This window comes from Allosphingosinicella sp., from assembly GCF_036570505.1.
Lineage (GTDB): Bacteria > Pseudomonadota > Alphaproteobacteria > Sphingomonadales > Sphingomonadaceae > Allosphingosinicella.
This window is the reverse complement of the sequence record NZ_DATCYB010000119.1, coordinates 1-23864: the sequence shown is the minus strand read 5'-3', so window position 1 is coordinate 23864 and position 23864 is coordinate 1. Positions and strand designations below refer to the sequence as shown.

Below are 23864 nucleotides of genomic sequence, written 5' to 3'. Positions count from 1 at the left end.
CGCGGCAGTTATCGGGGCGCATCGTCGACGCCGACTATCCCCGCGCCGCCCGGAGGGCCCGCATCGAGGGAACGGTCCGCGTCCATTTCATCGTCGGCGCGGACGGCCGCGCGGGCGGATGCCGGGTGGTGATAACCAGCGGCAACGCGGCGCTGGATACCACCACCTGCCGTCTCATCGAACGCCGTTTCCGCTTCGAGCCCGCCCGCGACGCCGAGGGACGGCCGGTCCCGGAAGTAAAGGGCTGGGAACAGGTATGGTGGCTCGAATGACGCGAGGGCCGGTCAGGCGTGCTCGGGCTCCGAACGGACGGGCGGCCTGGCGTTTTCCAGCGCCGAGACGAAGGCGTGGCGCCAAGCCACGACATCCTCGGTGCGAACGCTCTCGATCATCGACGTCCAGCGACGGATGCGTTCAGCCTTCGGCATCCGGATCGCCTTCATGATGGCGTCGCTGATCTCGTCCTTGCTGTAGGGATTGACGAGCAGGGCGTCCTTCAATTGAAGCGCGGCGCCCGCGAAGCGCGACAGGATGAGGACGCCCGGATCGTCGGGATCCTGGGCGGCGACATATTCCTTGGCGACGAGGTTCATGCCGTCGCGCAGCGGCGTGATCAGCGCGATCTCGGCGGCGCGGTAGAATCCCGCCAGTTCCGCCCGGCCGTAGCTCTGGTTGACGTAGCGGATCGGAACCCAATCGACGCTGGCGAACTCGCCGTTGATCCGGCCCGACAGCTCATCAAGATGCTCGCGGATGACCTCGTAGGTCGCGACTTCCCCGCGCGAGGGCGGCGCGATCTGGAGGAGGAACAGATGGTCGCGGCTCTCGCCATGTTTTTCCAGGAAGCGGCGATAACCCAGGAACCGTTCTTCCAGCCCCTTGGAATAATCGAGCCGGTCGACGCCGATGATCGTCCGCCGTCCCGCCGCGCTCTTGCGCAGCCGTTCGAACGCTTCTCGTGCGGTCGCGCTTTCCACCGCCTCGCCGAACTCCTTGTAGTCGACTCCGATCGGATAGGCCGCGGCATAGACCGAGCGATCGCCGACATGGATCATCCCGTCCTTGTCGACCCGCCCACCCAGCTCGCGCTCGACATAATGGCAGAAGGATTCCAGCCATTCCTCGGTCTGGAAGCCGATCACGTCATAGGCAAGCAAAGTGCGCACCAGCCGCTCGTGATAGGGGAGCGAGACCAGCAGCCGCGAGGGCGGCCAGGGGATATGCAGGAAGAAGCCGATCCGGTTCTTGAGGCCGCGGTCGCGAAGCTGCTGGCCGAGCGGGATCAGATGATAGTCGTGGACCCAGACGAGGTCGTCGGGTTCTATAAGCGGCGCGACAGTCTCCGCGAAGCGCTCATTGACCCGCTCATAGCCGCTGCCGAAGCTGCGGTCATATTCGGCGAGGTCGATCCGGTAATGGAAGAGTGGCCACAGCGTCCGGTTGGCATAGCCGTTATAATATTCGTCGATGTCCTGTTCTTCGAGGTCGATCGTCGCCGTGGTGACGCCGCCTTCGCGGTGGAGGTCCATATGCCCGGTGAACTCCTCGGTCTTCTCGCCCGACCAGCCGAACCAGATGCCGCGATATTCCTTCAGCGCCGCCGACAGCGCGACCGAGAGGCCGCCCTGCGCGCCGGCGGCGCTCTGGGCCTTGGGCGCCGACACGCGGTTGGAGATGACGATGAGCCGGCTCATCGGATGGCGCTCCAGGGCTTGGACAACAAGCCTGCACAGTTGATCAACCCTACAAGCGAATAGGTCTGCGGATAGTTGCCCCATAATTCGCCGGTGACGAAGTCGGTGTCCTCGGACAGGAGTCCGGCAGGGGTCAGCCGGTCCAGCGTGTTCACGTAAAGCTCCCGCGCCTCCTCTTCCCGTCCGACCAGGTGGAGCGCCTCGATCAGCCAGAAAGTGCAGAAATTGAAGGCGGTCTCGGGCAGGCCGAAATCGTCCTCACTGGCGTATCGCAGCATGTGGTCGCCCCGGCGAAGGCCCTTCTCGACGGCGTTGAACGTGTTGCGGAACCGCTCGTCGTCGGCGGCCAGGAAACGCATGTCGATCAGCTGGAGAAGGCTCGCGTCGATCTCGTCCCCGCCGAAGGTGGCGGCGAAGCGCTGCTCGCCTTCGTGCCATGCGCTTTTCTCGATGCGCTCGCGGATCGCGGCCGCCCGCTCGCGCCACAGATCCGCGCGGTCGTCGAGCCCCAGAACCTCGGCCGCGTTGGCCAGCCGGTCGCATGCAGCCCAGGACATGACGGAGCTGTAGGTATGAACGCTGGTGCGGGTCCGGAATTCCCAGAGGCCGGCGTCCGGCTGGTCGTGCATCGTCCAGGCGCGCTCACCTACCTTTTCGAGCGAGGCGAAATCGTCCTTGGTCGCCTTGCGGAACAGGCGCTCGTCGAAGAAGGCCTGGGTGTTGGAAAGGATGATCTGACCATAGGCGTCGTGCTGGACCTGGGTGTAGGCGGCATTGCCGATCCGCACAGGTCCCATCCCCCGGTAGCCCGCCAGACCCTCCGCCTCCCGCTCATCTAGCTTGGGCTCGCCCGAAACGCCGTAGAGCGGCTGGATGTGCCCGCCCTTGGCTTCGTCGACGATGTTGCGAAGGTAGTTGAGATAGTTTTCGAGGACGTCGAGCGCGCCCAGGCGATTGAGCGCTTGGACGGTGTAATAAGCGTCGCGGATCCAGCAATAGCGATAGTCCCAGTTGCGGCCGCTGTTCGGCGCCTCCGGGATCGACGTCGTCATCGCCGCGACGATCGCGCCCGTCTGCTCGTGCAGACAGAGCTTGAGCGTGATGGCGGCGCGGATCACGACCCTTTGCCATTCGAGCGGTATGGCGAGACCGCGCACCCAGGAGCGCCACTCGTCCGACGTCTGATGGAGCATCTGCGCCAGGGTATGCCCGACATTGCCGACAAAGGGCTCGTCCGGCCCCAGGAAGAAATGCAGCGATTTCTCCGCCCGGAAGGCACGGCCTTCGAGAATGTGGCCGATCGGCGCATCGGTGGTGATGCGAAGCGGCTGGGGCTTCAGCAGGTAGCGGATATGGTTGGTGCCGTTGGTGCGCTCAGCGTCCTTGCCACCCCAGTTGGTCGCCGGATTGAGGTGCACCCGAACCCGCGGGGCGCCGGCGACGGGCCGCATGATCCGCACGAAGGCCACGGGCCGATACATGCGTCCGGAGCGCTGGAAGCGCGGGCAGAAATCGAAAATCTCGATCGCGGCGCCGTCATCATCCGTAAGGCGGGTGACCAGGATGGGCGTATTGCGGAGATACCATTGCTCCGCCTTCACCTGGTTTTCGACCGAAATGCGCCACTCGCCGCGCGGGACCGGGCTTTCGCCCTTGGGATCCATGAGCGAGCAGAATAGCGGATCGCCGTCGACCCGGGGCTGGCAGCCCCAGACGAGACCGGCCGCCTCGTCGACGAGAGCGCTGACCTGGCAGTTGCCGATCGGCCAGAGCGACAGATTGCTCATTCGGGCGACCCCGCCGCGGCTTCCTGCAGCCAGGCCGCCACCGCCGCGACATCGTTCAGGCGATACCCGGCCGCGGATCGGCGCGGCGGCCCGACGAGAATGCCCGCCCCGCCCATTTCCGCCACCGCCTCGAAGGCATGTTCGTCGGTCACATCGTCTCCCACGAACACAGGACGCGCACCGGCGAACTCCGGTTCCGCCATGAAGGCGCGAACCGCATCGCCCTTGTCGGCGCCGCCGGGGCGAAGCTCCACCACCATCTTGCCTTTCTGGATCTCGAGACCGCTGCGGGCGGCGAGCTTTTCCATGAAGGCGCTTGACCGTTCGGCCTCATCCGGCGCCCGGCGGAAATGAAGCGCCACGCCCAAGGGCTTGTGCTCGACCAGCAGTCCGTCGGCGGTTTCGGCAAAGGCGTCGACAGCCAGCCTCGCCTCCTCGAGCCCGGCGGGAGCGGCCAGCGGCAATTCCGCACCATTCCGCAATCGAAGCTCCAGCCCATGCGATCCGGAGACCGCGACGGCCGAACAGTCGAGATGCTCCTCTATATCGGTGATGGAGCGCCCGCTCACGATCGCGACTCGGCCGCCCAGCCGCTCGACTAGACGAGAGAGCAATGGCTTCAATCCGGAAGGGACGCTGATCGCCGCCGGACTCTCGGCCAGTTCGACCAGCGTTCCGTCGAAATCGAGGAAGAGCGCGGCCTCGGCGAGAAGCGCGGCGGGGGGAGCCCGATCTGGAACAGCCATGCGCCCCGTTGGCAAGCCCGGCGGAGAAACTCAAGTAGCGCTATTCCAGCACCTCGCCGGGATCGGTGCCCCAGAAATGGTCGGCGCGGACATAGCCTTCGCGGCCTTGAACATCGAGGCGGCACCAGTCGTTCGCGCAATCGGACAGGCGGCCGACCACCCCGGGCTCGGCGAGAAAGCGAACCTTCGCGCTCTCCGCCGGCGCTTCGCGCATCGGACGCGGTTCGTCGCCGGTAACGATGGCCGTGCGCGTGTCGCTGAGCAGGTTGACCTGCATCCAGCCGATCGTGCCGCCGGGGTCCTCGATCTTGCGCCAGTGCGAATAGACTTCGACGACTTTGATCGGGAGGTCGGCGCGCTGGTAGAGCCAGGTGGCGGGATAGGTCCGGCCCGGCCCCGTCCGCATGCGCGCCTTGCCGGCGGCGATCGAGGCCCAATAGGGGGTTTGACGCTGGTCCTGCGCCCCGGCCGCGAAGGGCAAGGCCGCGAGCGCCAGCACCGTCACCATCGCCGTCCATTTGCGCATCGCGTCGTCACCTCCCCGTTCCCGGTCCGATTTTCGGTATCTCTCTAGGATGCCTGCCCGTCGCGCTTCAACCGCCATCTCGCTTGACGCTCCGCAAGCGCCGGCCCTAGCCCTTCCCCATGCACTCGAAGCGTCGCCTGAAAGTCGTTGTCACCCGCCGATGGCCGATGCCGGTCGAAGTGCGCATGGCCGAGCTGTTCGACGCCGAATTCAATCTGTCCGACCATCCCCTGGACGAGAAGGGCCTGGCCGGCGCCGTTTCGGACTCGGACGTGCTCGTACCGACGCTCGGCGATCGGATAAGCGCGAAGGTCATCTCCGCAGGGGGAAATCGGCTCCGCCTCATCGCGAACTTCGGCGTCGGCATCGACCATATCGACCTGGAATCGGCGCGGGCGCGCGGGATAATCGTGACCAATACGCCCGGTGCGCTGACCGAGGATACGGCCGATCTGGCGATGACGCTCGTCCTTTCGATCGCCCGTCGTTTCAGCGAGGGCGAAGCCATGCTTCGCCGCGGCGAGTGGAAAGGCTGGGCGCCGACGGATCTCCTTGGCCGCAGCCTGACCGGCAAGGCGCTGGGCGTCGTCGGGATGGGACGCATCGGCCAGGCTTTGGCCAGGCGTGCGCGCGCCTGCGGCCTTTCCATCCACTATCATAATCGTGGGCGGCTGCCGGAACCGGTCGAGAAGAGTCTCGACGCCCGATACTGGCCGAAGCTCGACGACATGATGCCCAAGATCGACATATTGTCGATCAACTGCCCCGCCACGCCCGAAACACATCACCTGATCGAGGAGCGGCGGCTGTCGCTGATGAAGGGCGACGCCTTTCTCATCAACACGGCGCGGGGCGATATCGTCGATCAGGACGCGCTGATCGCGGCGCTGGAACGCGGCACCATCGCGGGAGCCGGTATGGATGTCTATGTCGGCGAGCCGCACGTCGATGCCCGTTTGCTGAAGCTCGGCAACGTCAGGCTGCTGCCGCACATGGGCTCCGCCACGCTGGAAACCCGCACCGCAATGGGCGAAAAGGTCATTACCAATATCACCGCCTTGGCGCGCGGCGAGGACCCTCCGGACCGCTGCTGAGGAGTGGGTTTGGTCGGTTCGGCCGAGGAACCTGCGCATTTCCCTGCCTGTTGAGGAGGCGAAGGAGAGCAGAATCATGAAGAGTATGCTTATCGCCGCCACCGCCATGGCGCTGCCGCTCGCCGCTTGCGCGGACAACCGCCTGGTCGAGGGCGCAGCTGTCGGGGCCGCCGTGGGTGCTGGTGTCGGCGCTGTGACCGATGACGTTTCCGTCGGTGAGGGCGCCGCCGCGGGTGCCGCCGTGGGCGCGGCCGTCGGCTATTTCATCGACGATGATGACGATTGCGACGGCTACGATCGCCACGGACGCTACGACCGGGACTGCTACGACTAGGTTCAGTCGCCGGTCTGGATGCGTTCGACCAGCTGCTTCACAGTGGGCACGAACCCGTTCGAATAGAAGGGATCCTTCTTGAAGCGGAAGGCGGCGTGGCCGGCGAACATGAGGTTTTCGTCGACCGGACCGCCATGGGCAATGTCCTGCAAGGTCTTCTGGATGCAGAAGCTGCGCGGGTCGGCGAGGCGGCCCGTGGAGTTCTTCTCATTGTCCGCCCAGCTTGAGAAGGCGCACTGGCTGAGACAGCCCATGCATTCCGCCTGATCCTTGCGGATCATCTTCTTTTCCTCTGGCGTCACGAAGACGAGCGTCTCGTCGGGCGTCTTCAACGCCTCGGTATAGCCCTGCGCATACCACTCGCGCGCGTGCAGCAGGTCACCACGCGTCACCCAGTAGTTTTTCTTGGCGCCAACGCCGACATCAAGCTGGAAGCTGTGGTCGCCAAGCTCTTCCTTGGTGAAGGCGATCTGGCGATGCGAGCGCGCCTCCAGCGCGCGGAGGAACGGCGTGCGAACTGCCGAGCTGTAAAAACCGGTCGGCGAGAATTTGTGGAGCAGGACGTCGCCTTCCTCCAGAGTCATCAGCCGCGCCTTCCATTCCGCCGGAATCGGGCTTTCCTTGGTGAGCAGCGGCCGGGTGCCGAACTGGAATGCGATCTGACCAAGCTCCGGATTGTCGATCCAATGCTCCCATTCCTTCAAATTCCAGACGCCGCCGGCCATGACGATCGGCACCTCGTCCGGGATGCCGCCTTGGCGCATCGTCTCGCGCAGCGCCTTGACGCGCGGATAGGGATCTTGCGGAACCAGCGGGTCTTCGGCGTTGGAAAGGCCGTTATGGCCGCCGGCCAGCCAGGGATCCTCATAGACCACGGCGGCGAGATAATCGGCGAACTTGGAATAAGCGCGCTTCCACAAGGCGCTGAAGGCACGGGCGGAACTGATGATGGGCAGGTAGTTGACGCCGTAGGAGGCTGCGATCTCCGACAATTTGTAAGGCATGCCCGCGCCGCAGGTGACGCCGGCCACCATCCCCTTGGTGCGTTCCAGAACGCCATGGAGGATGCGCTGGGCGCCGCCCATTTCCCACAGCACGTTGATATTGATCGCACCCTTGCCGCCGGTAATGTCATAGGCGCGCCGCACCTGCTCGCTGGCGCCGTCGATCGCATATTGGATCAGCTCCTCGTGCCGGTCGCGGCGGGTGAGGGCGTGATAGACCTGGGGAATGATCTTGCCTTCGGGATCGTAGCTATCGGCGTTGACCGCGGAGACCGTGCCGATGCCGCCGGCGGCTGCCCAGGCGCCCGAACTCGCATGGTTGGTCGCGGAGACGCCCTTTCCGCCCTCGATAAGCGGAAGCACTTCGCGACCCGCATAGCGGATCGGCTGGACACCCTTGAACATCATTCCTCCAAAACAGCGGCGCCGATCGGACGCCATACATGCCGGCCAAGCGCCCTATAGGGGCTGAATACGCTTTTTGCCCAATTTTTTCGTGCCTAATCCGGCATGAACACGCGGGGGCGAGCGATGGCTTCGCCGTAGAGGCGCGCATAGCGCTCGATCATCCGCGCTTCGTCATATTCGGCGGCGGCTCGTTCGCGGTTGGCCCGGCCCATGCTCCTCCTAAGATCGGGACGCTGGGCGAGCGTATCAAGGGCCGCCGTGAACGCGGCCTCGTCGTCCCGCTCGACGATGAGCGGGCGATTGTCGGTGGAAACCATCACCGGGATGTCCCCCACCGCCGTCGCCACGATGGGCAAGTCGGCGGCCATCGCCTCGACAAGGGAGATCGGGAATTGCTCGCTGTCGGACGACAGGGCGAAGATGTCGAAAAGGCCGATATAATGCGCGGGATCGGGAAGGAAGCCCGGGAGGTGGACACGACCGGCCACGCACTGGGCGCGGGCCTCGGACGCGATCCGCTCGCATTCCGGTCCCTCGCCGACGATCACCAGCCGCGCATTCGTCTCGCGCATGGCGGCGAAGGCGCGGACGAGACGGGGCAGGTTTTTGACGGCGCGCAGTCCCGCAACGGTGCCGATTACGATCTCGCCGTCGCGAAGCCTCAGGCCCGGAATGGCGTCGTCGGTCGGCGATCGGGCGAAGTCGCGAACCGGAATGCCGTTCGGGATTCGCGCCAGCCGCTCGGGCGGCTGCGCCCAGGCGGTGCGGGCGATCCTCTCCAGCCGCTCCGACGGGACCACGAGCCGGTACGCGGCGGAGAGGCCGAGCCGGCGATAGAGGTTCCGGCGCGTCTTCAATTGCTCCGCTTCGTCCTCGTTGAAGCCGTCCTCATGATGGACGAGCGGCGGGCCCCGGAAGAGATAGTTCGCCATCACCGCATCGAACGCGCCCCAATTATAGGTGAGGACGAGGTCGAACCCTTTCATGTAGCGCGCGAGGCGAAACAGCCGCGTCAGGCCGGGGCGGCCGGTGAGCGAAGGCGCGTTTTCCGGAAAGTCGACAGCTATGTTACGCGCAATCGCCTGTCGCGCCGAAAGCTGGTCCGGCATGCCGCTCAGGATCGTATGGTTTGCCGCATCGCCGAACGCGTTCATCAGGCGAACGGCCCGCGCCTCCTTCCCGCCCAGCGAGAAGGTTGAATGGGCATGAAGGACGCGGACGGCCATGACTCCTTATGCCGTTACCGCACAGTCAATCCAGCCCTTCCCCGCTCAGATCCTCGACATGAATTCCCGACACCCGTCGCCTAACCGGCTCAAGCGTCAACCGGGCTTGCCGTCGTTGCTCAACTTCGCCGCCTGTCGATCATAGGAATTGGCCAACGCTTTGAGTTCCCGAATGACATCCGGATTGATGAGGGAGGCCGCCACTCGCCGGCAGTTATCCGCTCGAAACTTCAGCTCACTCAGGTCCATGAATATCCCCCGCCCCGAAGGTCCACGCCTCCTCAGTCTGCACCGAGGGAAAAACCTTACCGAGAAGTTAGCCATATCGCGGGTTGTACTCGTCGATGCGCCGTCTTGTCCCGGTTCGGGGCGAGACCGACCGGCGAAAGCGACACTCTGGAGCAACCGGCGCCAAGCTGCCATGGTGGCGCGGTGACAGGGGTGGCACCGACATTCGAGGAGATCGTATCCGAATATGGCGCGCTGATCTCGCGCATCGCGATGTCCTACGAGTCGGACATCACCCAGCGCGAAGACCTGGTGCAGCAGATATTCCTCGCGATCTGGCAGGCCCTTCCCACCTTTCGCGGCGATTCCTCGGTCAAGACCTTCGTCGGAAAGATCGCGCAGAACCGCTCGATTTCGCACGTCGCCAAACGGGTCAGGGAGCCGCGCATCGCCGAACTGCCGGAGGAACTCGCGACCGAGACGCCGAGCCCGGAGGACAGCGCCAACGACGCCAGTGAGCGGCGCCTGCTCCTGGCGAAGACGCGGTTGTTGCCGCTGCCGCAGCGGCAGGTCATCATATTGGTGCTGGAGGGCTTCAGCTATGGAGAGATCGCGGACATGCTTGAAATTGCGCCGAACGCGCTTTGGGTTCGCATGACCCGCGCCAAGGCCGCGCTCAAGCGCTTGCTGGAGCAGGATCGGTGACCGATCTTGACCTCGACCGGCTGGGCCAGCTGTGGCGAGCTGAGCTTCCTGCGGGGACGGTGGAAGATCTTCAGCGTTCGGCCGCAAGGATCAGGCGCCGCGCACGCATCGCGATGATCGTCGATTACACGCTGGCGACCGCGTGCGTGCTGACGATCATCTATCTGATCGCAAGCACTCCCAAGCTGGAAGTGATGGCAGTCGGCGGGGTGGCGCTATTCATGCTGGTCACGGGTCAGATGCGACAGCGTCGGCTTCGTCAGCTGGAGCTAAAGGGTCTCACGGGAGGCACGGCTTCGATGATCGATCAATCGATCGTCCGCGCTGAAGCTACGCTAAAGCGCACCAAATCCAGCTTGCTACTCGTCATTCCTGCGACAGCGGTCGGCGTCCTGCTGGGTTTCGTGAGCGGCGATACGATCGATCCCTTATTCGACCGCCTGCGCGGGGACCCGATTTCCTTCATACTGCTCGTCAGTCTGTGGCTCGTGGTCCTTCCCATGATGATAATGCATCTCTTGCTAAGCATGCGCCGCAACCACAGAGAACTCAAACGGCTCAAGGCGTTGCGTGAAGCCTACCGGCAGGAGGAAGGCGCCAGCGCTTCCGACGATTAGATCGCCTGCCGCTGGCGCGATAACCAAATATTCATGCATCGGCTTAGCGAAGCATAAAGCTTTCGCTGCGAAACTCTCCCTCGTGAATAGTCCTTGAGGGAGTGGCTCCATGGATGCTCGTTCGGAACATGAACTTTGCCTGGTGGTCGAAGACCTGCCGGAGCTCGACACCCCCGTGGGTATCTCCGGCTCGACGCGCCAACAGGAAGTCGGCGGCGCGGTCTGCATTGGAATCATTGCTGGCATCGCGCTGTATAATACGGTTTGACAGCAGGCAGCGGCGGACGGCTTTCGATATGGTCCGCCACGAGCTGAACCTTGTCAGCGCAGCGGTTCGAACGTGATCATCGGACATGAACTTCGACGCTGGCTCGACGACCGGGACCGGCAACGCTCTGCAATTGCGGCGACCCGGCAATTTCGCGTCGCATGGGCCGAGGATCGCGCTCACCGGAAATTCGCCCAAGCCATGGCCGCGCTTCCGAGCGGTTCCGCCGAAGCCGTCGCCGAGGCGGCGCAACGGCTGTTCGGCGACAGCGGTTGGTTGGAACCGGCACTCGACGCGCTTGCCGTTGGACTGGCCAACGACCCGTTTTTCGAGCTCCCCCTCCCGAGGCTCCACAGCGAAATCCACGACGGCATCCTCCTGTTCGAGGACGACAAGGTTTCCGTGGCGATCGGCGTCACCGGCGCCGACAAGCTAGCCGTCAAGAAAAACGTCGAGCGCGACGTCGCGTCGATCGTCTTCACCGGCCATATGAGCGTGCTTAAATTCATCCGGTCGGGGGAGGCCCTTCTGTCCTTCTGGGAAGCGCCGCCAATCCGGAGCGATTTCGCCGCATCCGAGACATCGCGGTGCAACCCGGCCGGCAGGCGCCGTCTGGAAGACGGAGAAACTCTGATAGTTGACGGGCGGTTTCAAAGCTATGTGATCGAACATGCGTCCAGCGACATGATCGTGCTGCAGGCGTCGATCAAATGCGGCCGGGCGCCGCTCAGCGTCGAATATGACTCCCAAACGCACGAATATGTCGGCTGCAGCGCCACCGACGACGGCGCTTCCCGCATTCAGATGATGGCCACGCTGCTCCGCAAGATGGAGTGCGCCGAGGCCCTTCCGGTGCTGGAGGATTTGCTGGGCGATCCCAACTTCTTCGTCCGCTGGCATGTGATGCGCGAGATGCTCGGCCTCGACGCCGTCGCGGCCCTACCGCACCTCGCTTGCATGGCGCGGGAAGATTCCCATCCGGACGTCCGCCGCGCGGCACGAGGCGTGCTCGACCGCCTCGTCATCCAACATCCTCAGCTCCAGGAGCGAGTGCCGTGCCGCGCGTAATTCCATGCGGCGAGACGCCGCCGCTGGAACTTGGCGCGGTGGTGGAGGCGCTCAACGAAGAGAGCTTCGACCCGTCAGACGAGGATAGCTTCGCGGCCGCCGCGCCTCTGCTTAAAGGGCTCGCCAACAACCGCGGCTTCCTGACCGCGATTGCCCTCGACGAACTGAAGCACCGCTGCAAGCGGCAGACAAGCGAGAACAGCTACAGCTCGCAGGTGATCATGCTGCATCGCGCTTCCGACAAATACTTCATCCGCGCCAATTTCTGGCCCGGCCCACGCGACAGCATCTTCAAGTCGAGCGGGTCGTCGCCCTTCTTCTATCACGTCCCCCACGACCACAATTTCTCGTTCCTGACTGTCGGCTATCTCGGCCCCGGCTATTGGAGCGAATATTATGAATATGAGTACGACAAGGTCGTCGGCTATCCGGGGGAGGCCGTCGATCTTCGCTTCGTCGAGCGCTCGCGGCTCGAAGAGGGCAAGGTGATGCTCTACCGCGCCCACCGCGACGTGCACAACCAGCTGCCGGCGGACGAGATGTCGATCTCGCTCAACATCATGGAAGCCTCGCCGCGCCAGCCCTTTCTCAGCCAGTACCGGTTCGACGTGAAGCGATGCGAGATCGCCGGCATCCTCACCGCGACCTCGACCGAAGCCCTGCTGAAGATCGCGGCCCACCATGGCGATGGCAACGCGCACGATCTGGTGCGAAGCTTCGCGGCGCATCATCCCTGCGATCGAATCCAGATGACAGCCATCCAGGCGCTTGCCGCCGCCGAACCCACGTTCGACGATCGCCTTGCGCGGCTGGCGGACGGCGCCGCCTCGGCGAATTCCTTCGTCGCGGCGATGAGCGCGCGGGAAATCGCGAAGCTCGAACTTCACCGCCCGTGGATCGAGGGAACAGCGTCGGCATGACGCCTTGCACTCGATCCTGATCTCCGGCACGGGTCCGATTGTGACAGTTTGATGACAATCGGAGACGGGTTGGATGATCGAGAAATACGGGGTTCTCGCATACGACATCGCCGCCGACGGCGACCCGCGGTTCCTGCTCATCACATCGCGAGAGACCAAGCGCTGGGTGATCCCGCGCGGCAATGCGGTGCCCGGACTTCCGCCGGCGCAGTCGGCGGCGCAGGAGGCCTTTGAGGAGGCGGGACTGACCGGCATGGTGGGCCCCGAGGAGATCGGCGCCTATCGGTTCGACAAGCGCGGCAAGAACGGATCGATAGAAGAGGCCAATGTCCATGTCTTTCCGCTCCGCACGACCATCCAGAGCGGACAGTGGCCGGAGCGGCACGAACGCGAGACACGCTGGTTCACGCGCGAGGAAGCCGTCGAGGCCGTCGATGAATCCGGCCTCAAGGATCTGATCCGAAGCTTCGTTCCTCCGGCCGAGGCGGCCGCCCGTCTGCCGGTCGCCTCTCTTTCCGCGCCGCCGCCGGTTTCCAGGAAGTTCGGGCCGCTCCGATTGTTCAAGAGGCTCATGCCAAGGGAGGACGGGTTCTTCGAATTGTTCGCGCGCCATGCCGAAACGGTGGTGGGCGGAGCCGACGCCCTGGGCGCGATGTTCGCGGGCGAAGCCGGGATCGAGGAATCCTGCCGGCGGATCGCCGAGTTCGAGCATCAGGCCGATACCGTCACCCGCGACGTGCTCCATGCCGTGCGGCGCAGCTTCATCACCCCGTTCGACCGCAGCGCCATCACCGCGCTCATTTCCTCGATGGACGATACGATCGACGAAATGCATCAGACGGCCAACGCGATCACCCGCTACGACGTCACCGCCTTCGAGCCCAAGATGCACGAGATGGCGGCGCTCGCAGGACAGGCGGCGCGTCTGGTGGTCGAGGCGGTGCCGCTGCTCCGTTCCGTCGGCCGCAATGGCGGGCGGCTCGACCGGATCACCGAGAATATCGTTCACCTCGAAGGCGCCGCGGACGATCTGCACGAGGACGGGCTGAAGGCGCTGTTCAAGGCGCATGGCGATGCAAAGCCGATGGCCTTCTTCGTCGGCCGCGAGATCTACAGCCATCTGGAACGGGTGCTCGACGGCTTCGAGGACGTCGCCAATGAGATCCAAGGCATCGTGATCGACCACGCCTGACGCATGGACGCCGCCCTCGCCTTTCCGCTGCTCGCCGCGCTGATCGGCGTCGCCCTGCTGTTCGATTTCCTCAACGGCCTGCACGATGCTGCCAATTCGATCGCGACCGTGGTGTCGACGCGGGTGCTGCGGCCGCACGTCGCCGTCGCCTGGGCCGCGTTTTTCAATTTCATCGCCTTCCTCTTCTTCGGTCTCCATGTCGCGGAAACCGTCGGCAAGGGCATCGTCGATGCCAGCATCATCGACGCGACCGTCATCTTCGGCGCGCTGATGGGGGCGATCAGCTGGAACGTGATCACGTGGGTGCTGGGCATTCCCTCGAGCAGCAGCCATGCCCTCATCGGCGGGCTGCTCGGCGCGGGTCTCGCCAAGGCGGGCCTCTCGGCGGTGGTCTGGGACGGCGTGATCAAGACCACGGTGGCGATCTTCCTGTCGCCCACCATCGGCATGCTGGTCGCGCTGATCCTGGTGCTGATCACCTCCTGGCTGTTCAAGCGCGTCAACGCCCAGTTCGCCGACCGCACCTTCCGAAGGCTTCAGCTCATCTCCGCGGCGCTCTATTCGCTGGGCCACGGCGGCAACGACGCCCAGAAGACGATGGGCATCATCGCCGTCCTGCTCTTCTCGCAAGGGTTGCTCGGCGGCGAATTCTACGTGCCCTTCTGGGTGGTGATCACGTGCCAGGCCGCGATGGGCCTCGGGACGTTGCTGGGCGGCTGGCGCATCGTCCACACCATGGGCTCCAAGATCACCCGCCTCACCCCCCATCAGGGCTTCTGCGCGGAGACGGGCGGCGCGATCATGCTCTTTTCGGCGACCTGGCTCGGCATCCCCGTCTCGACCACCCACACCATCACCGGCTGCATCGTCGGCGTCGGCGCCGCCCGCCGCGCCACCGCCGTCCGCTGGGGCGTCGCCGGCAACATCGTCATCGCCTGGATCATCACCCTCCCCGCCGCCGCTGCTATCGGGGCGATGGCTTATTATCTGACCCGCGCCTTCGCCTAAGTGTTTTACATGTATGAGAGAAAGTGGCGACGAATTCGAGCCATGACGAAATACAGTGTGGGATTCGGGGGGAAAGCAGGCAACTCGGCAGGCATCCCGCTGTTGGGCCTCGGGATGCTGATCAGGAGCTATTCCGAGGTGGAGAATGAGCACCGTTCGCACTGGGACGCGAAAGCAAACTCGATAGTTTCTGGTCGCGCAGTGGCAGGATGGCAGATCGTCGGGATCGTCGTGGGGACGGTGTTAGTTGTGGCGATCAAGATCTACGAAGTCATCATCAGTATCGCCGACTGACAATGCTGCGAATATTAGTTCTCATCGGGCGCGCCTGTCGTCCTGCCGACTCGTTCCAGACGCGAGCTGATGGTACAGGATAGCTCAGCCTTTTACGCGGTCCAACAGCCCATCGATCGCTTCCACCGCCTCCGGTTCGTCCAGCGTGGGCGCGTGGCCGACGCCGGGGACGGTTACGGTTTCCATGAGGGGCATGGCGGCTGTCATTTTGGCGATGGTCTCGGTCGTGAGCAGGTCGGAAATTTCGCCGTGGACCAAAAGAGACGGGATGGTGTCCAGCCCGGAGAAGGCGCCCCACAGGTCGAAACCGGTAGGGCCGCCGGGTAGCTTGAACGGCTCGGCGATGCGCATGTCATAATCGAGGACGATGCGGCCGTTGGGGTTGAGTCGGCACAGTCGCTTGGCGAAGACCAACCACTGATCGATGGTCCAATGGGGATAGCGGTCCTTCTGCACCTCTCCGAAGAAGCGGGCGGCGTGCAGCCAGGTCGGCCAGCTTTGCGAGCGGCCGACATAGCCGCGAATGCGCTCCAGCCCGCGGGCATCGAGGACGGGGCCGATATCGTTGAGGAGCGCTGCGGCGATGCGGTGGCGGTGATTGCCGGCGAGGAGCATGGTGAGGAGGCCGCCCAATGACGTGCCGAACAGGATGAACCGCTCCAGAGCCAGCTCCCTCAGCAGCGCCTCCAGGTCCTGGAGATAGGTGAGCGGGACATAGGTCATCGGGTCTTTGGCATAGGCGCTCTCGCCCCGGCCCCTGAGCTCCACGCAGATGAGGCGCCAGTCGCCGGCAAGGCGATCGGCAACCCCTTCGAAGTCGCGAGCGTTACGGGTGAGCCCCGGAATGCAGATGATCGGCGGGCGTTTTGGGTCTCCGGCGTAATCGCGATAGTGGAGCCTCAGACCGTCGTTCGACCACCAATAGCCATCGGACCAAGCCGCCATGAACCGCTCCCCTGCTCGCCCTGTCCCTATCGCCCGATGATCCATCGCCCGCAACCCAGTCCTTATCGGCCGGAGAAGACGATCCTGGCGCTCGGCGAAGCTTTCTACGATCAGGTCGAGGCGGCGGAGTTTCCCCAGACGATCCTGAGGTTCCGCAACCAGCGCTGGGCGGAGGCGGTGGGGCTGGGCGGCCTCAGCAACGAGGAGTGGCTGCGGCATTTCGGGCGTTTCGAAGCCTTGCCCGACAATCTGCAACAGCCGCTGGCGCTGCGCTATCACGGCCATCAGTTCCGGGTTTACAACCCGGAGATCGGCGACGGACGCGGCTTCCTGTTCGCGCAGATGCGGGACGGTCCGGCCAAAAATGGAGGACGCCTCCTCGACCTCGGCACCAAGGGTTCGGGCCAGACGCCCTACAGCCGCTTCGGCGACGGACGACTGACGTTGAAGGGCGGCGTCCGCGAAGTGCTGGCGACCGAGATGCTGGAGGCGCTGGGAGTCGAGACCAGCAAGAGCTTCTCCCTAATAGAAACGGGCGAGGCGCTGGAGCGGAACGACGAGCCCTCCCCGACACGTTCCTCGGTGCTGGTCCGCCTCCAGCACAGCCACATCCGCATCGGCACCTTCCAGCGCCCCGCCTATTTCGGCGAGGTCGAGAATTTGCGTACGCTGACCGACTATTGCCTTGAACATTATTACGGGGAGCAACCGCATACTGGTCATTGCGAGGAGCGCAGCGACGAAGCAATCCAGCCCTCGGACGCTGGAGAAGCTGGATTGGTTCCCCCGGATCAAGTCCGGGGTCGCAATGACGAGAGTTCGGACGCGGCAGCTCGGCTGCTCGGCCATGTCGCCAAAGCGGCCGCGAAACTGGCCGCTTCCTACATCGCCGCCGGCTTCGTCCACGGCGTGCTCAACAGCGACAATATCGCCATCACCGCGGAGAGCTTCGACTACGGGCCGTGGCGCTGGACGCCTTATTGGGACGGCACCTTCACCGCCGCCTATTTCGACCATATCGGCCTCTACGCCTTCGGACGACAGGCGGAGGCGATCCATTGGGACGTCGTGCAACTCGCCCGGTCGCTGGCGGCGATCGCGGAGGCGGAGACGCTGACGCCGGTGCTGGAGACCTTCCCCGCCGATTTTCAGGCGGCGCTGGTGGAGACGGTGCTCGGCCGTCTCGGCGTCAAGCCCAAGTGCGATGGGCGTGACACGGACCTGCTGGTCGCGCTGGAGACGGCGCTGGCGAAGAAGACGGTGGAGATCGACCGCTTCTTCTTCGACTGGCGCGGCGGGCGCCGCCGAGGGCCTTCCCCGGCCGATCCGCATTATGAGGCTGAGGAGTTCGCGAACTTATGCAGGCTGATCGAAGATTACGAGCCGGCGGTGTCGCTCGACCATCCCTACTGGTCGGACGAGGCGCCCTGCTCCATGCATATCGACGAGGTGGAGGTGATCTGGGCGCGGATCGACGAGGCCGACGACTGGTCCCTGTTCGAGACGAAGATCGCGGCCGTCCGCCGCATGGGCGAGGCCATGCGGGGCCGCCCTTGACCGGGTGCCGCAAAAATGGTGGGGCATGGACCAGCAGGAGAGCCCTGATCTTATGACGGAAATGCTGATTTCGACCGAGCCGGCGACGGGGGAGACGCTCTGGACCGGCGCCATCGGCGATGCCGACGCGGAAGTCTCGGCCGCCCGCGCCGCCTGGGCCGGCTGGGCGTCGAAGCCGCTCACCGTCCGCGTCGAGACCCTGCGCCGCTTCGCCAATGTCGTCCGCCAACAAAAGGACAAGTTCGCCGACCTCATCGCCCGCGAGACCGGCAAGCCGCTCTGGGAGGCCGCGACCGAGGTCGATGCGGTAGTCAACAAGGTCGACATTTCCATCTCGGCCTATTCGGAGCGCACGGCACAGCGGAAGCAGGAGGGCGCGCTCGGAGCCCGCGTCGCCGTCCGCCACAAGCCGCATGGGGTTCTGGCGGTGCTCGGGCCCTATAATTTTCCGGCGCACCTCCCGAACGGACATATCGTCCCGGCGCTGATCGCGGGCAATGCGGTGGTGTTCAAGCCGTCGGAGAAGACGCCGGCGGTGGGCGAATTTCTCGTGAAGCTGTTCCACGATGCGGGTGTGCCGGAAGGCGTGGTGCGCTGCCTGATCGGCGGGCCGGACCAGGGCCGGACGCTGGCGTCCCATCCGGGTATCGACGGCCTTCTCTTCACCGGCTCGGCGCGGGCCGGCATGGCGCTCCACCGCCAGTTCGCGGATTGCCCACAGAAGATTTTGGCGCTGGAACTGGGCGGCAACAATCCGCTGGTCGTCTGGGACGCGCCCGATGTCCACGCGGCGGCGGTGATCGCAGTGCAGTCCGCGTTCCTCAGCGCCGGCCAGCGCTGCACGGCGGCGCGGCGGCTGATCGTCAAGGACGGCGCGCATGAGGCCATCCTCGGCGAGGTCGGCAAGATCGCCGAACGGCTGATCGTCGATGCGCCGCATTCGACCCCGGCGCCCTTCATGGGGCCGGTGATCGACAACCCGTCGGCCGACCAGCTCCAGGAAGCCTTTCTCGACCTGATGATGAAGGGCGGAAGGCCCCTGAAGCACCTCGACCGGCACGAGAACGACAAGCCGTTCCTGTCACCCGCCATCATCGACGTGACCGACGTCCAGGAGCGGGCGGATGTCGAGCTATTCGGACCGATCCTGCAGGTCATTCGCGTCCCCGATTTCGACGCCGCGCTGGCCGAGGCCGGCGCCACCCGCTTCGGCCTCGCGGCTTCGCTCGTCGGCGGCAGCCCGCAGCTTTACGACAAATTCTGGGCCAATATCCGCGCCGGCGTCGTCAACTGGAACAAGCCCACCAACGGCGCCCCCTCCAACGCCCCCTTCGGCGGCGTCGGCCTCAGCGGCAACCACCGCCCGAGCGCTTATTATGCGGCCGATTACTGCGCCTATCCGGTGACGAGCTCCGAGGCGGATAATGCGCGGGCGTCGATCGGGGTGGGGCTGAGGGACGTCCGCATCGCCGCGAACGAGTTGGAGGGCTAATTCCTCCCCGGAACGGGGAGGATTAATTTACCCCCTCGCCTCGGGCAGGTAGCTGTCCTCGATATAATCCGAGAATTTCGTGATCCGGCTCTCGAACTTGAGCTTGACCTTGCCGGTGGCGCCGTGGCGCTGCTTGGCGATGATCAGCTCGGAGAGGCCGTAGGCACGCTCCATGTCGCGGGCCCAGGCCTCATGCGCCTCGAAGACCTTGGCGTCGTCGCCCTCGATCGGCCGTTTGGGCTCGCGCGATGCGACATAATATTCCTCGCGATAGACGAAGAGGACGATGTCGGCGTCCTGCTCGATCGAGCCGGATTCGCGAAGGTCGGAGAGCTGCGGCCGCTTGTCCTCGCGCTGCTCGACCGCGCGGCTGAGCTGGGAAAGCGCCAGCACCGGTACGTTCAATTCCTTGGCGAGCGTCTTGAGGCCGCGGCTGATCTCGGAGATTTCCTGGACGCGGTTGCCGTCGCCCGCCTTGCCGGTGCCCTGCAGGAGCTGGAGGTAGTCGACGACGATGAAGCCGATGTTACGCTGGCGCTTGAGGCGGCGCGCACGGGTGCGGAGCGCGGCGATGGTCAGGCCGGGCGTGTCGTCGATATAGAGCGGCAGACTTTCGAGATCGACGGCGGCGCGGGCGAGGTTGCGGAAATCCTGCTGGCTGATCTTGCCCATGCGCAGATTCTCGGAGCTGATCCCCGATTGCTCGGACAGGATGCGGGTCGCGAGCTGGTCCGACGACATTTCGAGACTGAAAAACGCGACGGCGGCGCCCGCCGATTTCTCAGGCGCGATCCCGTCCTCCATATCGCGCACCAGCCGCTGGGCGGCGTTGAAGGCGATGTTGGTAGCAAGCGACGTCTTGCCCATGCCGGGGCGCCCGGCGAGGATCAGCAGGTCCGAATGATGGAGGCCGCCGGTCTTGGCGTTGATGCTCTCGAGCCCGGTTGTGACGCCGGAAAGGCCGCCGCCCGTGTTCAGGGCCTTTTCCGCCATCTGCACGGCCATTTTCGTGGCTTGCGCAAAGGTCTTGACCGATCCCTCGCCGCCGCCTTCCTCGGCCACCCGGTAGAGCGCGCTTTCCGCCGCCTCGATCTGAGTGAGCGGATTGACCTCCTCGCTGGTGTCGAGCGCCTGCTCGACAAGGTCGCGGCCGACGCCGATCAGGGCGCGCAGCAAGGCGAGTTCGTAGACCTGATCGGCGAAGTCGCGGGCGCCGATGATGGCGGCGCCGCTGCCGGTGAGCTGGGCCAGGTAGGCGGGTCCGCCCAGTTCCTTCATCTCCTCGTCCGCCTCGAACATCGGGCGGAGAGTCACCGGGCTCGCGATCATGTTGCGGTCGACCAGCTTCAGGATCGATTCGTAGATGCGCGCATGCAGCGGCTCGAAGAAGTGGTCGGGCCGAAGCTTCATCTGAATGTCTTCGGCGAGCCGGTTGTCAATCATCAGCGCGCCGAGCAGCGCCGCTTCCGCCTCCACATTCTGCGGCAGGGCGGGCGTTTCAGGGGTGGGAGTTTCGACGACGGTCAGGGGATGGGCCATATCGGCATCCTACCCGCACTGCCGGCCAACCGGTAGGCGTGGTCGAAAAGTTTTGGTGGAACAGATTGTGGATAAGCCATGCTGCACCCGCTAACAGGGGACATGGGCGAACCGCGCATCATCGATGTCCAGCTCGACGACCGAACGATCATCCGTCGCAACGCCGATGTCGAGCAGGAGCGACGAGTCGCGATCTTCGATCTGCTCGAGGAGAATCATTTCTCGCCCAGCGGTCACGAGGGACCGTTCCAGATCCTGCTGCGGGTCGAGGACAATAGGCTGGCCATCGACCTCAAGAGTGAAGGGGGCGAGCCGCTCGATACCGTTCGCCTCGGCCTCGCCCGCTTCCGTCGGCCGATCCGCGACTATTTCGCCATTTGCGACAGCTATTTCAAAGCGGTCCGCGCCGACAGCGCGAACGGGATCGAGCCGATCGACATGGCCCGCCGCGCGCTTCACAACGACGCGGCCGAGCTGCTGAGGGAATCCCTGGACGGCAAGATCGACATGGATTTCGACACCGCGCGGCGGCTGTTCACCCTGATCTGCGTGCTTCATATCAAATGACGGCCGCGGACTTGCCCTCGGCCGCCATTCCCGCGAAAGCTCCAGCCATGAAGCGACTCCTTCCCCTCACCCTGCTCGCCCTTGCCGCCTGCGCGACGGGAGCCGACGCGCCGTACAGTCCGGTCGGCGCGTTCGAATATGGCGCGATGGGACACGACCCCTTCTGGATGGTGGCGATCGGCGACGACCAGATCGTGCTGACCATGGGTCCTCCGGGGGGACGGGCCGACGGCGAACTCCTGAGTACGAGCTATCCCCGCGTGCTGCCGCGCGAGACGGACGGCGTCCGCCGTTGGGAATCAGGCGAGGGCACGCAAGTGATCGCGATCGAAGCGCGAACGGCGGAGTGCACGACCGGCGGGCGCGCCTATCCGGACCAAGTGACGGTGACGCTCAGCGGCCGGATGCTCAAGGGTTGCGGCGGCGAGGAAGTCGTGGAGAGCCGCGGCTGATGGCAATCATGTCGGACAAGTGGATCCGCGAGCGCTCGCTCAAGGACGGGATGATCGAGCCGTTCGTCGATGGTCAAAAGCGCCAGGGGACGATCAGCTACGGCCTCTCCTCCTATGGCTATGACGCGCGGGTTTCGGACGATTTCAAAATCTTCACCAATGTCGACAACGCGATCGTCGACCCGAAGGACTTCGCCCATAACAGCTTCGTCGACCGCAAGACCGACGTCTGCATCATCCCGCCCAACAGCTTCGTCCTCGCCCATACCGTCGAATATTTCCGCGTGCCGCGCGACGTGCTCGTCATCTGCCTCGGCAAATCGACCTATGCGCGGTGCGGCATCATCGTGAACGTGACGCCGCTGGAGCCGGGCTGGGAAGGCCATGTCACGCTGGAATTCTCCAACACGACGCCGCTGCCCGCCAAGGTCTACGCCAACGAGGGCGCGTGCCAGTTCCTCTTCCTGCAGGGCAACGAACCGTGCGAGATCAGCTATGCCGACCGGGCGGGCAAATATATGGGCCAGCGCGGAGTGACGTTGCCGAAGCTCTGACGGGCGTCGAAGGGGGACGACTTTGGGAACGATGACGCCGACGAAAATCGCGTCTTACGGCCTTTGCGTCGCCGGGCTGCTTCTGTTGCTGGCAGGGCGCGTGGTCGAAGCCGTGCAGGGGAGCTTCTGGGCGGGTGTCGCCCTGCTGCTGCTCGCTTTGTCCTGCTTCGTTGATTCGCTGCTTCCGGGCGGCTCCGAGCTCAGCGATGAGCAGGCGACGATGATCCGGCACATGGGGATCCCCTACCGCGAAGGCGCCGACAAGATCGCCAGCATCATCCTGGGTGTCCTGCTCCTGATCGGCGGTCTCTACCTGATCAGCTAGGGTCAGTTCGCCGGCGACCGTTACTCGTTCGCAAAAGCCCATTGGACGCGGCGGGCTCCGCAACTATGTTACGGTACCGAGATGGTCACAAGAGGAGCAGTTCGCATGAATGCCACGACCCTCCATTCCTGGGCACCGCGCTCGCTCAGCCTACTCCGTATAATCGTCGGCCTCACCTTCCTGGAGCATGGCCTGCAGAAGTTCCTCGGATTCCCACCCGGCGAGCATGCCGGGTCGGGTCTCGCGCTCGATAATCTCGGCGCTTATGCCGGCATCGTCGAGTTGATCGCCGGCGCGCTCGTCGCGCTGGGGCTGTTCACCCGGCCGGCGGCGTTCTTCGCGTCCGGCACGATGGCAGTGGCTTACTGGTATGCGCATGGCTCGCAGAACTTCTTTCCGGTCAACAATGGCGGCGACGCGGCGATCCTCTATTGCTTCGTGTTTCTCTATCTCGTCTTCGCCGGCCCCGGTCCCTGGAGCATCGACGCGATGCGGGGCGCTCGTAACGACGCCGTATGATTGGACGAATCGCCGAAATCATGGGAAGCTCGACCTCGTTCGGGTTTCGCCCGACTCGGCAGCGGTAGTGGAAGAGGAAAATTCGCCATGAAACTGAACAGTCTCGTTTTCTGCATTGTCGGCGCGGCACTCGCCGCGACGTCTGCGTCGGCCCAGGCTCCGGGACGAATCAAGGATGCCGGCGTCATGTCGCTCCCCTTGTCCGCCTATCCTGAAAAAGCGCGCGAGCGCGGCGAGGAAGGTACGGTAGAATATCGGGTCGATGTCGACCGCGACGGCGTCCTTCGCAGCTGCGAGATCGTCAAGAGCAGCGGCCACAACGTCCTGGACCAGGCGACGTGCGAGTTGATGATCCAGCATGTGAAGTTCGCGCCGGACGTGAATGAGGAAGGCCGGCCCCTGGAGTCGATCTTCCAGGGCACGATCGTCTGGAAGCTGCCCGACTCCGAGACGAACGGCTGAGCTTCGTCCGGGTGGCGGCTACCGCCGTCGCCCAGGAGCGCCTCGCCTGCCCGTCCTTCCTGGCGACCGCGGTGGCCGCCGCTCCCGATGTGCGCGCCTATTGCTTGATACGACCGGCATGTCGGGAAGCTCGAAGCGGAGACCGCCGCTGACGGGATTGGCTTCGGCCAGGCGCAGCTTCAGCCGCTGCCCGGACGCGAACCGGACGTTCGTATCATCTCCGGTTAGGGTCTGACTCGCTTCGTCGTAGCGGAAATAGTCGCTGCCTAAGGTGGAGACGGGAACTAGGCCGTCGCCGCCGAGACCCACGACCGTCGCGAAGAAGCCGAAGGG

The 23864-nt window shown here is 64.7% G+C and carries 28 protein-coding genes; 19 read left to right on the top strand and 9 right to left on the bottom strand.

The window, feature by feature from the left end:
* On the top strand, positions 1–272 hold a 272-nt coding region (locus VIR62_RS15340; RefSeq protein ID WP_431872690.1), incomplete at its 5' end, for an energy transducer TonB.
* 12 nt (positions 273–284) lie between these two features.
* Here the strand turns inward: VIR62_RS15340 and otsA are convergent.
* From otsA to VIR62_RS15320, 4 genes are read right to left on the bottom strand one after another with little or no spacing between them, the layout of a single operon-like run.
* Positions 285–1694, bottom strand: coding sequence for an alpha,alpha-trehalose-phosphate synthase (UDP-forming) (gene otsA / locus VIR62_RS15335; protein ID WP_431872688.1), 1410 nt, complete (start codon positions 1692–1694; stop codon positions 285–287).
* Positions 1691–3481, bottom strand: a complete 1791-nt coding sequence (locus VIR62_RS15330; protein WP_431872686.1) for a glycoside hydrolase family 15 protein — start codon at positions 3479–3481, stop codon at positions 1691–1693. Before VIR62_RS15330 ends, otsA begins: the two co-directional genes overlap by 4 nt.
* Positions 3478–4227, bottom strand: a complete 750-nt coding sequence (gene otsB / locus VIR62_RS15325; protein WP_431872684.1) for a trehalose-phosphatase — start codon at positions 4225–4227, stop codon at positions 3478–3480. Before otsB ends, VIR62_RS15330 begins: the two co-directional genes overlap by 4 nt.
* Before the next feature lie 40 nt (positions 4228–4267).
* A complete protein-coding gene (locus tag VIR62_RS15320) occupies positions 4268–4753 on the bottom strand; it encodes an SH3 domain-containing protein (protein ID WP_431872682.1) in 486 nt (161 codons plus the stop codon).
* Positions 4754–4872: 119 nt separating this feature from the next.
* On the opposite strand from VIR62_RS15320, the gene VIR62_RS15315 reads away from it, so the two are divergent.
* The gene (locus VIR62_RS15315) at positions 4873–5847 is read left to right on the top strand and encodes a 2-hydroxyacid dehydrogenase (protein ID WP_431872680.1); all 975 of its coding nucleotides are present in this window, start codon (positions 4873–4875) and stop codon (positions 5845–5847) included.
* A gap of 76 nt (positions 5848–5923) precedes the next feature.
* Positions 5924–6181: a YMGG-like glycine zipper-containing protein gene (locus tag VIR62_RS15310; RefSeq protein ID WP_431872678.1), complete on the top strand. Its 258-nt coding sequence runs from the start codon at positions 5924–5926 to the stop codon at positions 6179–6181.
* A 2-nt stretch (positions 6182–6183) separates the two neighbouring features.
* On the opposite strand, the gene VIR62_RS15305 is transcribed toward VIR62_RS15310, so the two are convergent.
* The 3 genes from VIR62_RS15305 to VIR62_RS15295 form a co-directional block, all read right to left on the bottom strand.
* Positions 6184–7590: an NAD(P)H-dependent flavin oxidoreductase gene (locus tag VIR62_RS15305; RefSeq protein ID WP_431872676.1), complete on the bottom strand. Its 1407-nt coding sequence runs from the start codon at positions 7588–7590 to the stop codon at positions 6184–6186.
* A 95-nt stretch (positions 7591–7685) separates the two neighbouring features.
* On the bottom strand, positions 7686–8819 hold the full coding sequence (locus tag VIR62_RS15300; RefSeq protein ID WP_431872674.1) for a glycosyltransferase: 1134 nt from the start codon (positions 8817–8819) through the stop codon (positions 7686–7688).
* Between the two features lie 96 nt (positions 8820–8915).
* On the bottom strand, positions 8916–9068 hold the full coding sequence (locus tag VIR62_RS15295; protein ID WP_431872672.1) for a hypothetical protein: 153 nt from the start codon (positions 9066–9068) through the stop codon (positions 8916–8918).
* Positions 9069–9260: 192 nt separating this feature from the next.
* Here VIR62_RS15295 and VIR62_RS15290 point away from each other — a divergent pair, with 192 nt between their 5' ends.
* From VIR62_RS15290 to VIR62_RS15255, 8 genes are all read left to right on the top strand, one after another.
* Positions 9261–9752, top strand: coding sequence for an RNA polymerase sigma factor (locus VIR62_RS15290; RefSeq protein WP_431872670.1), 492 nt, complete (start codon positions 9261–9263; stop codon positions 9750–9752).
* Entirely contained in the window at positions 9749–10369 is a 621-nt protein-coding gene (locus VIR62_RS15285; protein ID WP_431872668.1) for a hypothetical protein, read from the top strand. The genes VIR62_RS15290 and VIR62_RS15285 overlap by 4 nt, the downstream gene beginning before the upstream one ends.
* Before the next feature lie 109 nt (positions 10370–10478).
* Positions 10479–10637 carry a hypothetical protein gene (locus tag VIR62_RS15280; RefSeq protein WP_431872666.1) on the top strand — a complete coding sequence of 53 codons (159 nt, stop codon included), beginning with the start codon at positions 10479–10481 and terminating at the stop codon, positions 10635–10637.
* Between the two features lie 201 nt (positions 10638–10838).
* Positions 10839–11705, top strand: coding sequence for a HEAT repeat domain-containing protein (locus VIR62_RS15275; protein WP_431872664.1), 867 nt, complete (start codon positions 10839–10841; stop codon positions 11703–11705).
* Positions 11693–12625, top strand: a complete 933-nt coding sequence (locus VIR62_RS15270) for a transposase (RefSeq protein WP_431872662.1) — start codon at positions 11693–11695, stop codon at positions 12623–12625. Before VIR62_RS15275 ends, VIR62_RS15270 begins: the two co-directional genes overlap by 13 nt.
* 73 nt (positions 12626–12698) lie before the next feature.
* Entirely contained in the window at positions 12699–13817 is a 1119-nt protein-coding gene (locus VIR62_RS15265; RefSeq protein ID WP_431872660.1) for a DUF47 family protein, read from the top strand.
* 3 nt (positions 13818–13820) lie between these two features.
* Positions 13821–14825 (top strand): inorganic phosphate transporter, encoded by a 1005-nt coding sequence (locus tag VIR62_RS15260; protein ID WP_431872658.1) that lies wholly within the window; start codon positions 13821–13823, stop codon positions 14823–14825.
* Positions 14826–14867: 42 nt separating this feature from the next.
* Positions 14868–15119 carry a hypothetical protein gene (locus VIR62_RS15255; RefSeq protein WP_431872657.1) on the top strand — a complete coding sequence of 84 codons (252 nt, stop codon included), beginning with the start codon at positions 14868–14870 and terminating at the stop codon, positions 15117–15119.
* 84 nt (positions 15120–15203) lie between these two features.
* Here VIR62_RS15255 and VIR62_RS15250 read toward each other — a convergent pair whose 3' ends face one another.
* Positions 15204–16064: an alpha/beta fold hydrolase gene (locus tag VIR62_RS15250; protein ID WP_431872655.1), complete on the bottom strand. Its 861-nt coding sequence runs from the start codon at positions 16062–16064 to the stop codon at positions 15204–15206.
* A gap of 36 nt (positions 16065–16100) precedes the next feature.
* Here VIR62_RS15250 and VIR62_RS15245 point away from each other — a divergent pair, with 36 nt between their 5' ends.
* Positions 16101–17621 carry a protein adenylyltransferase SelO family protein gene (locus VIR62_RS15245; RefSeq protein WP_431872653.1) on the top strand — a complete coding sequence of 507 codons (1521 nt, stop codon included), beginning with the start codon at positions 16101–16103 and terminating at the stop codon, positions 17619–17621.
* Positions 17622–17673: 52 nt separating this feature from the next.
* Positions 17674–19113 (top strand): succinylglutamate-semialdehyde dehydrogenase, encoded by a 1440-nt coding sequence (astD, locus tag VIR62_RS15240; RefSeq protein ID WP_431872651.1) that lies wholly within the window; start codon positions 17674–17676, stop codon positions 19111–19113.
* A 27-nt stretch (positions 19114–19140) separates the two neighbouring features.
* Here the strand turns inward: astD and VIR62_RS15235 are convergent, their stop codons facing one another.
* Positions 19141–20652, bottom strand: a complete 1512-nt coding sequence (locus tag VIR62_RS15235) for a replicative DNA helicase (RefSeq protein ID WP_431872649.1) — start codon at positions 20650–20652, stop codon at positions 19141–19143.
* 102 nt (positions 20653–20754) lie between these two features.
* Between VIR62_RS15235 and VIR62_RS15230 the strand changes: the two genes are divergently transcribed.
* The 6 genes from VIR62_RS15230 (at position 20755) to VIR62_RS15205 (ending at position 23531) form a co-directional block, all read left to right on the top strand.
* On the top strand, positions 20755–21219 hold the full coding sequence (locus tag VIR62_RS15230) for a UPF0262 family protein (protein WP_431872692.1): 465 nt from the start codon (positions 20755–20757) through the stop codon (positions 21217–21219).
* A gap of 47 nt (positions 21220–21266) precedes the next feature.
* Complete coding sequence (locus VIR62_RS15225; RefSeq protein ID WP_431872647.1) at positions 21267–21671, top strand: hypothetical protein; 405 nt, start codon at positions 21267–21269, stop codon at positions 21669–21671.
* Positions 21671–22225 carry a dCTP deaminase gene (dcd, locus tag VIR62_RS15220; protein ID WP_431872645.1) on the top strand — a complete coding sequence of 185 codons (555 nt, stop codon included), beginning with the start codon at positions 21671–21673 and terminating at the stop codon, positions 22223–22225. Before VIR62_RS15225 ends, dcd begins: the two co-directional genes overlap by 1 nt.
* A gap of 31 nt (positions 22226–22256) precedes the next feature.
* Entirely contained in the window at positions 22257–22550 is a 294-nt protein-coding gene (locus tag VIR62_RS15215) for a hypothetical protein (RefSeq protein ID WP_431872644.1), read from the top strand.
* Positions 22551–22655: 105 nt separating this feature from the next.
* Complete coding sequence (locus tag VIR62_RS15210; protein WP_431872642.1) at positions 22656–23069, top strand: DoxX family protein; 414 nt, start codon at positions 22656–22658, stop codon at positions 23067–23069.
* Positions 23070–23156: 87 nt separating this feature from the next.
* On the top strand, positions 23157–23531 hold the full coding sequence (locus tag VIR62_RS15205; protein WP_431872640.1) for an energy transducer TonB: 375 nt from the start codon (positions 23157–23159) through the stop codon (positions 23529–23531).
* Positions 23532–23864: the final 333 nt, after the last annotated feature.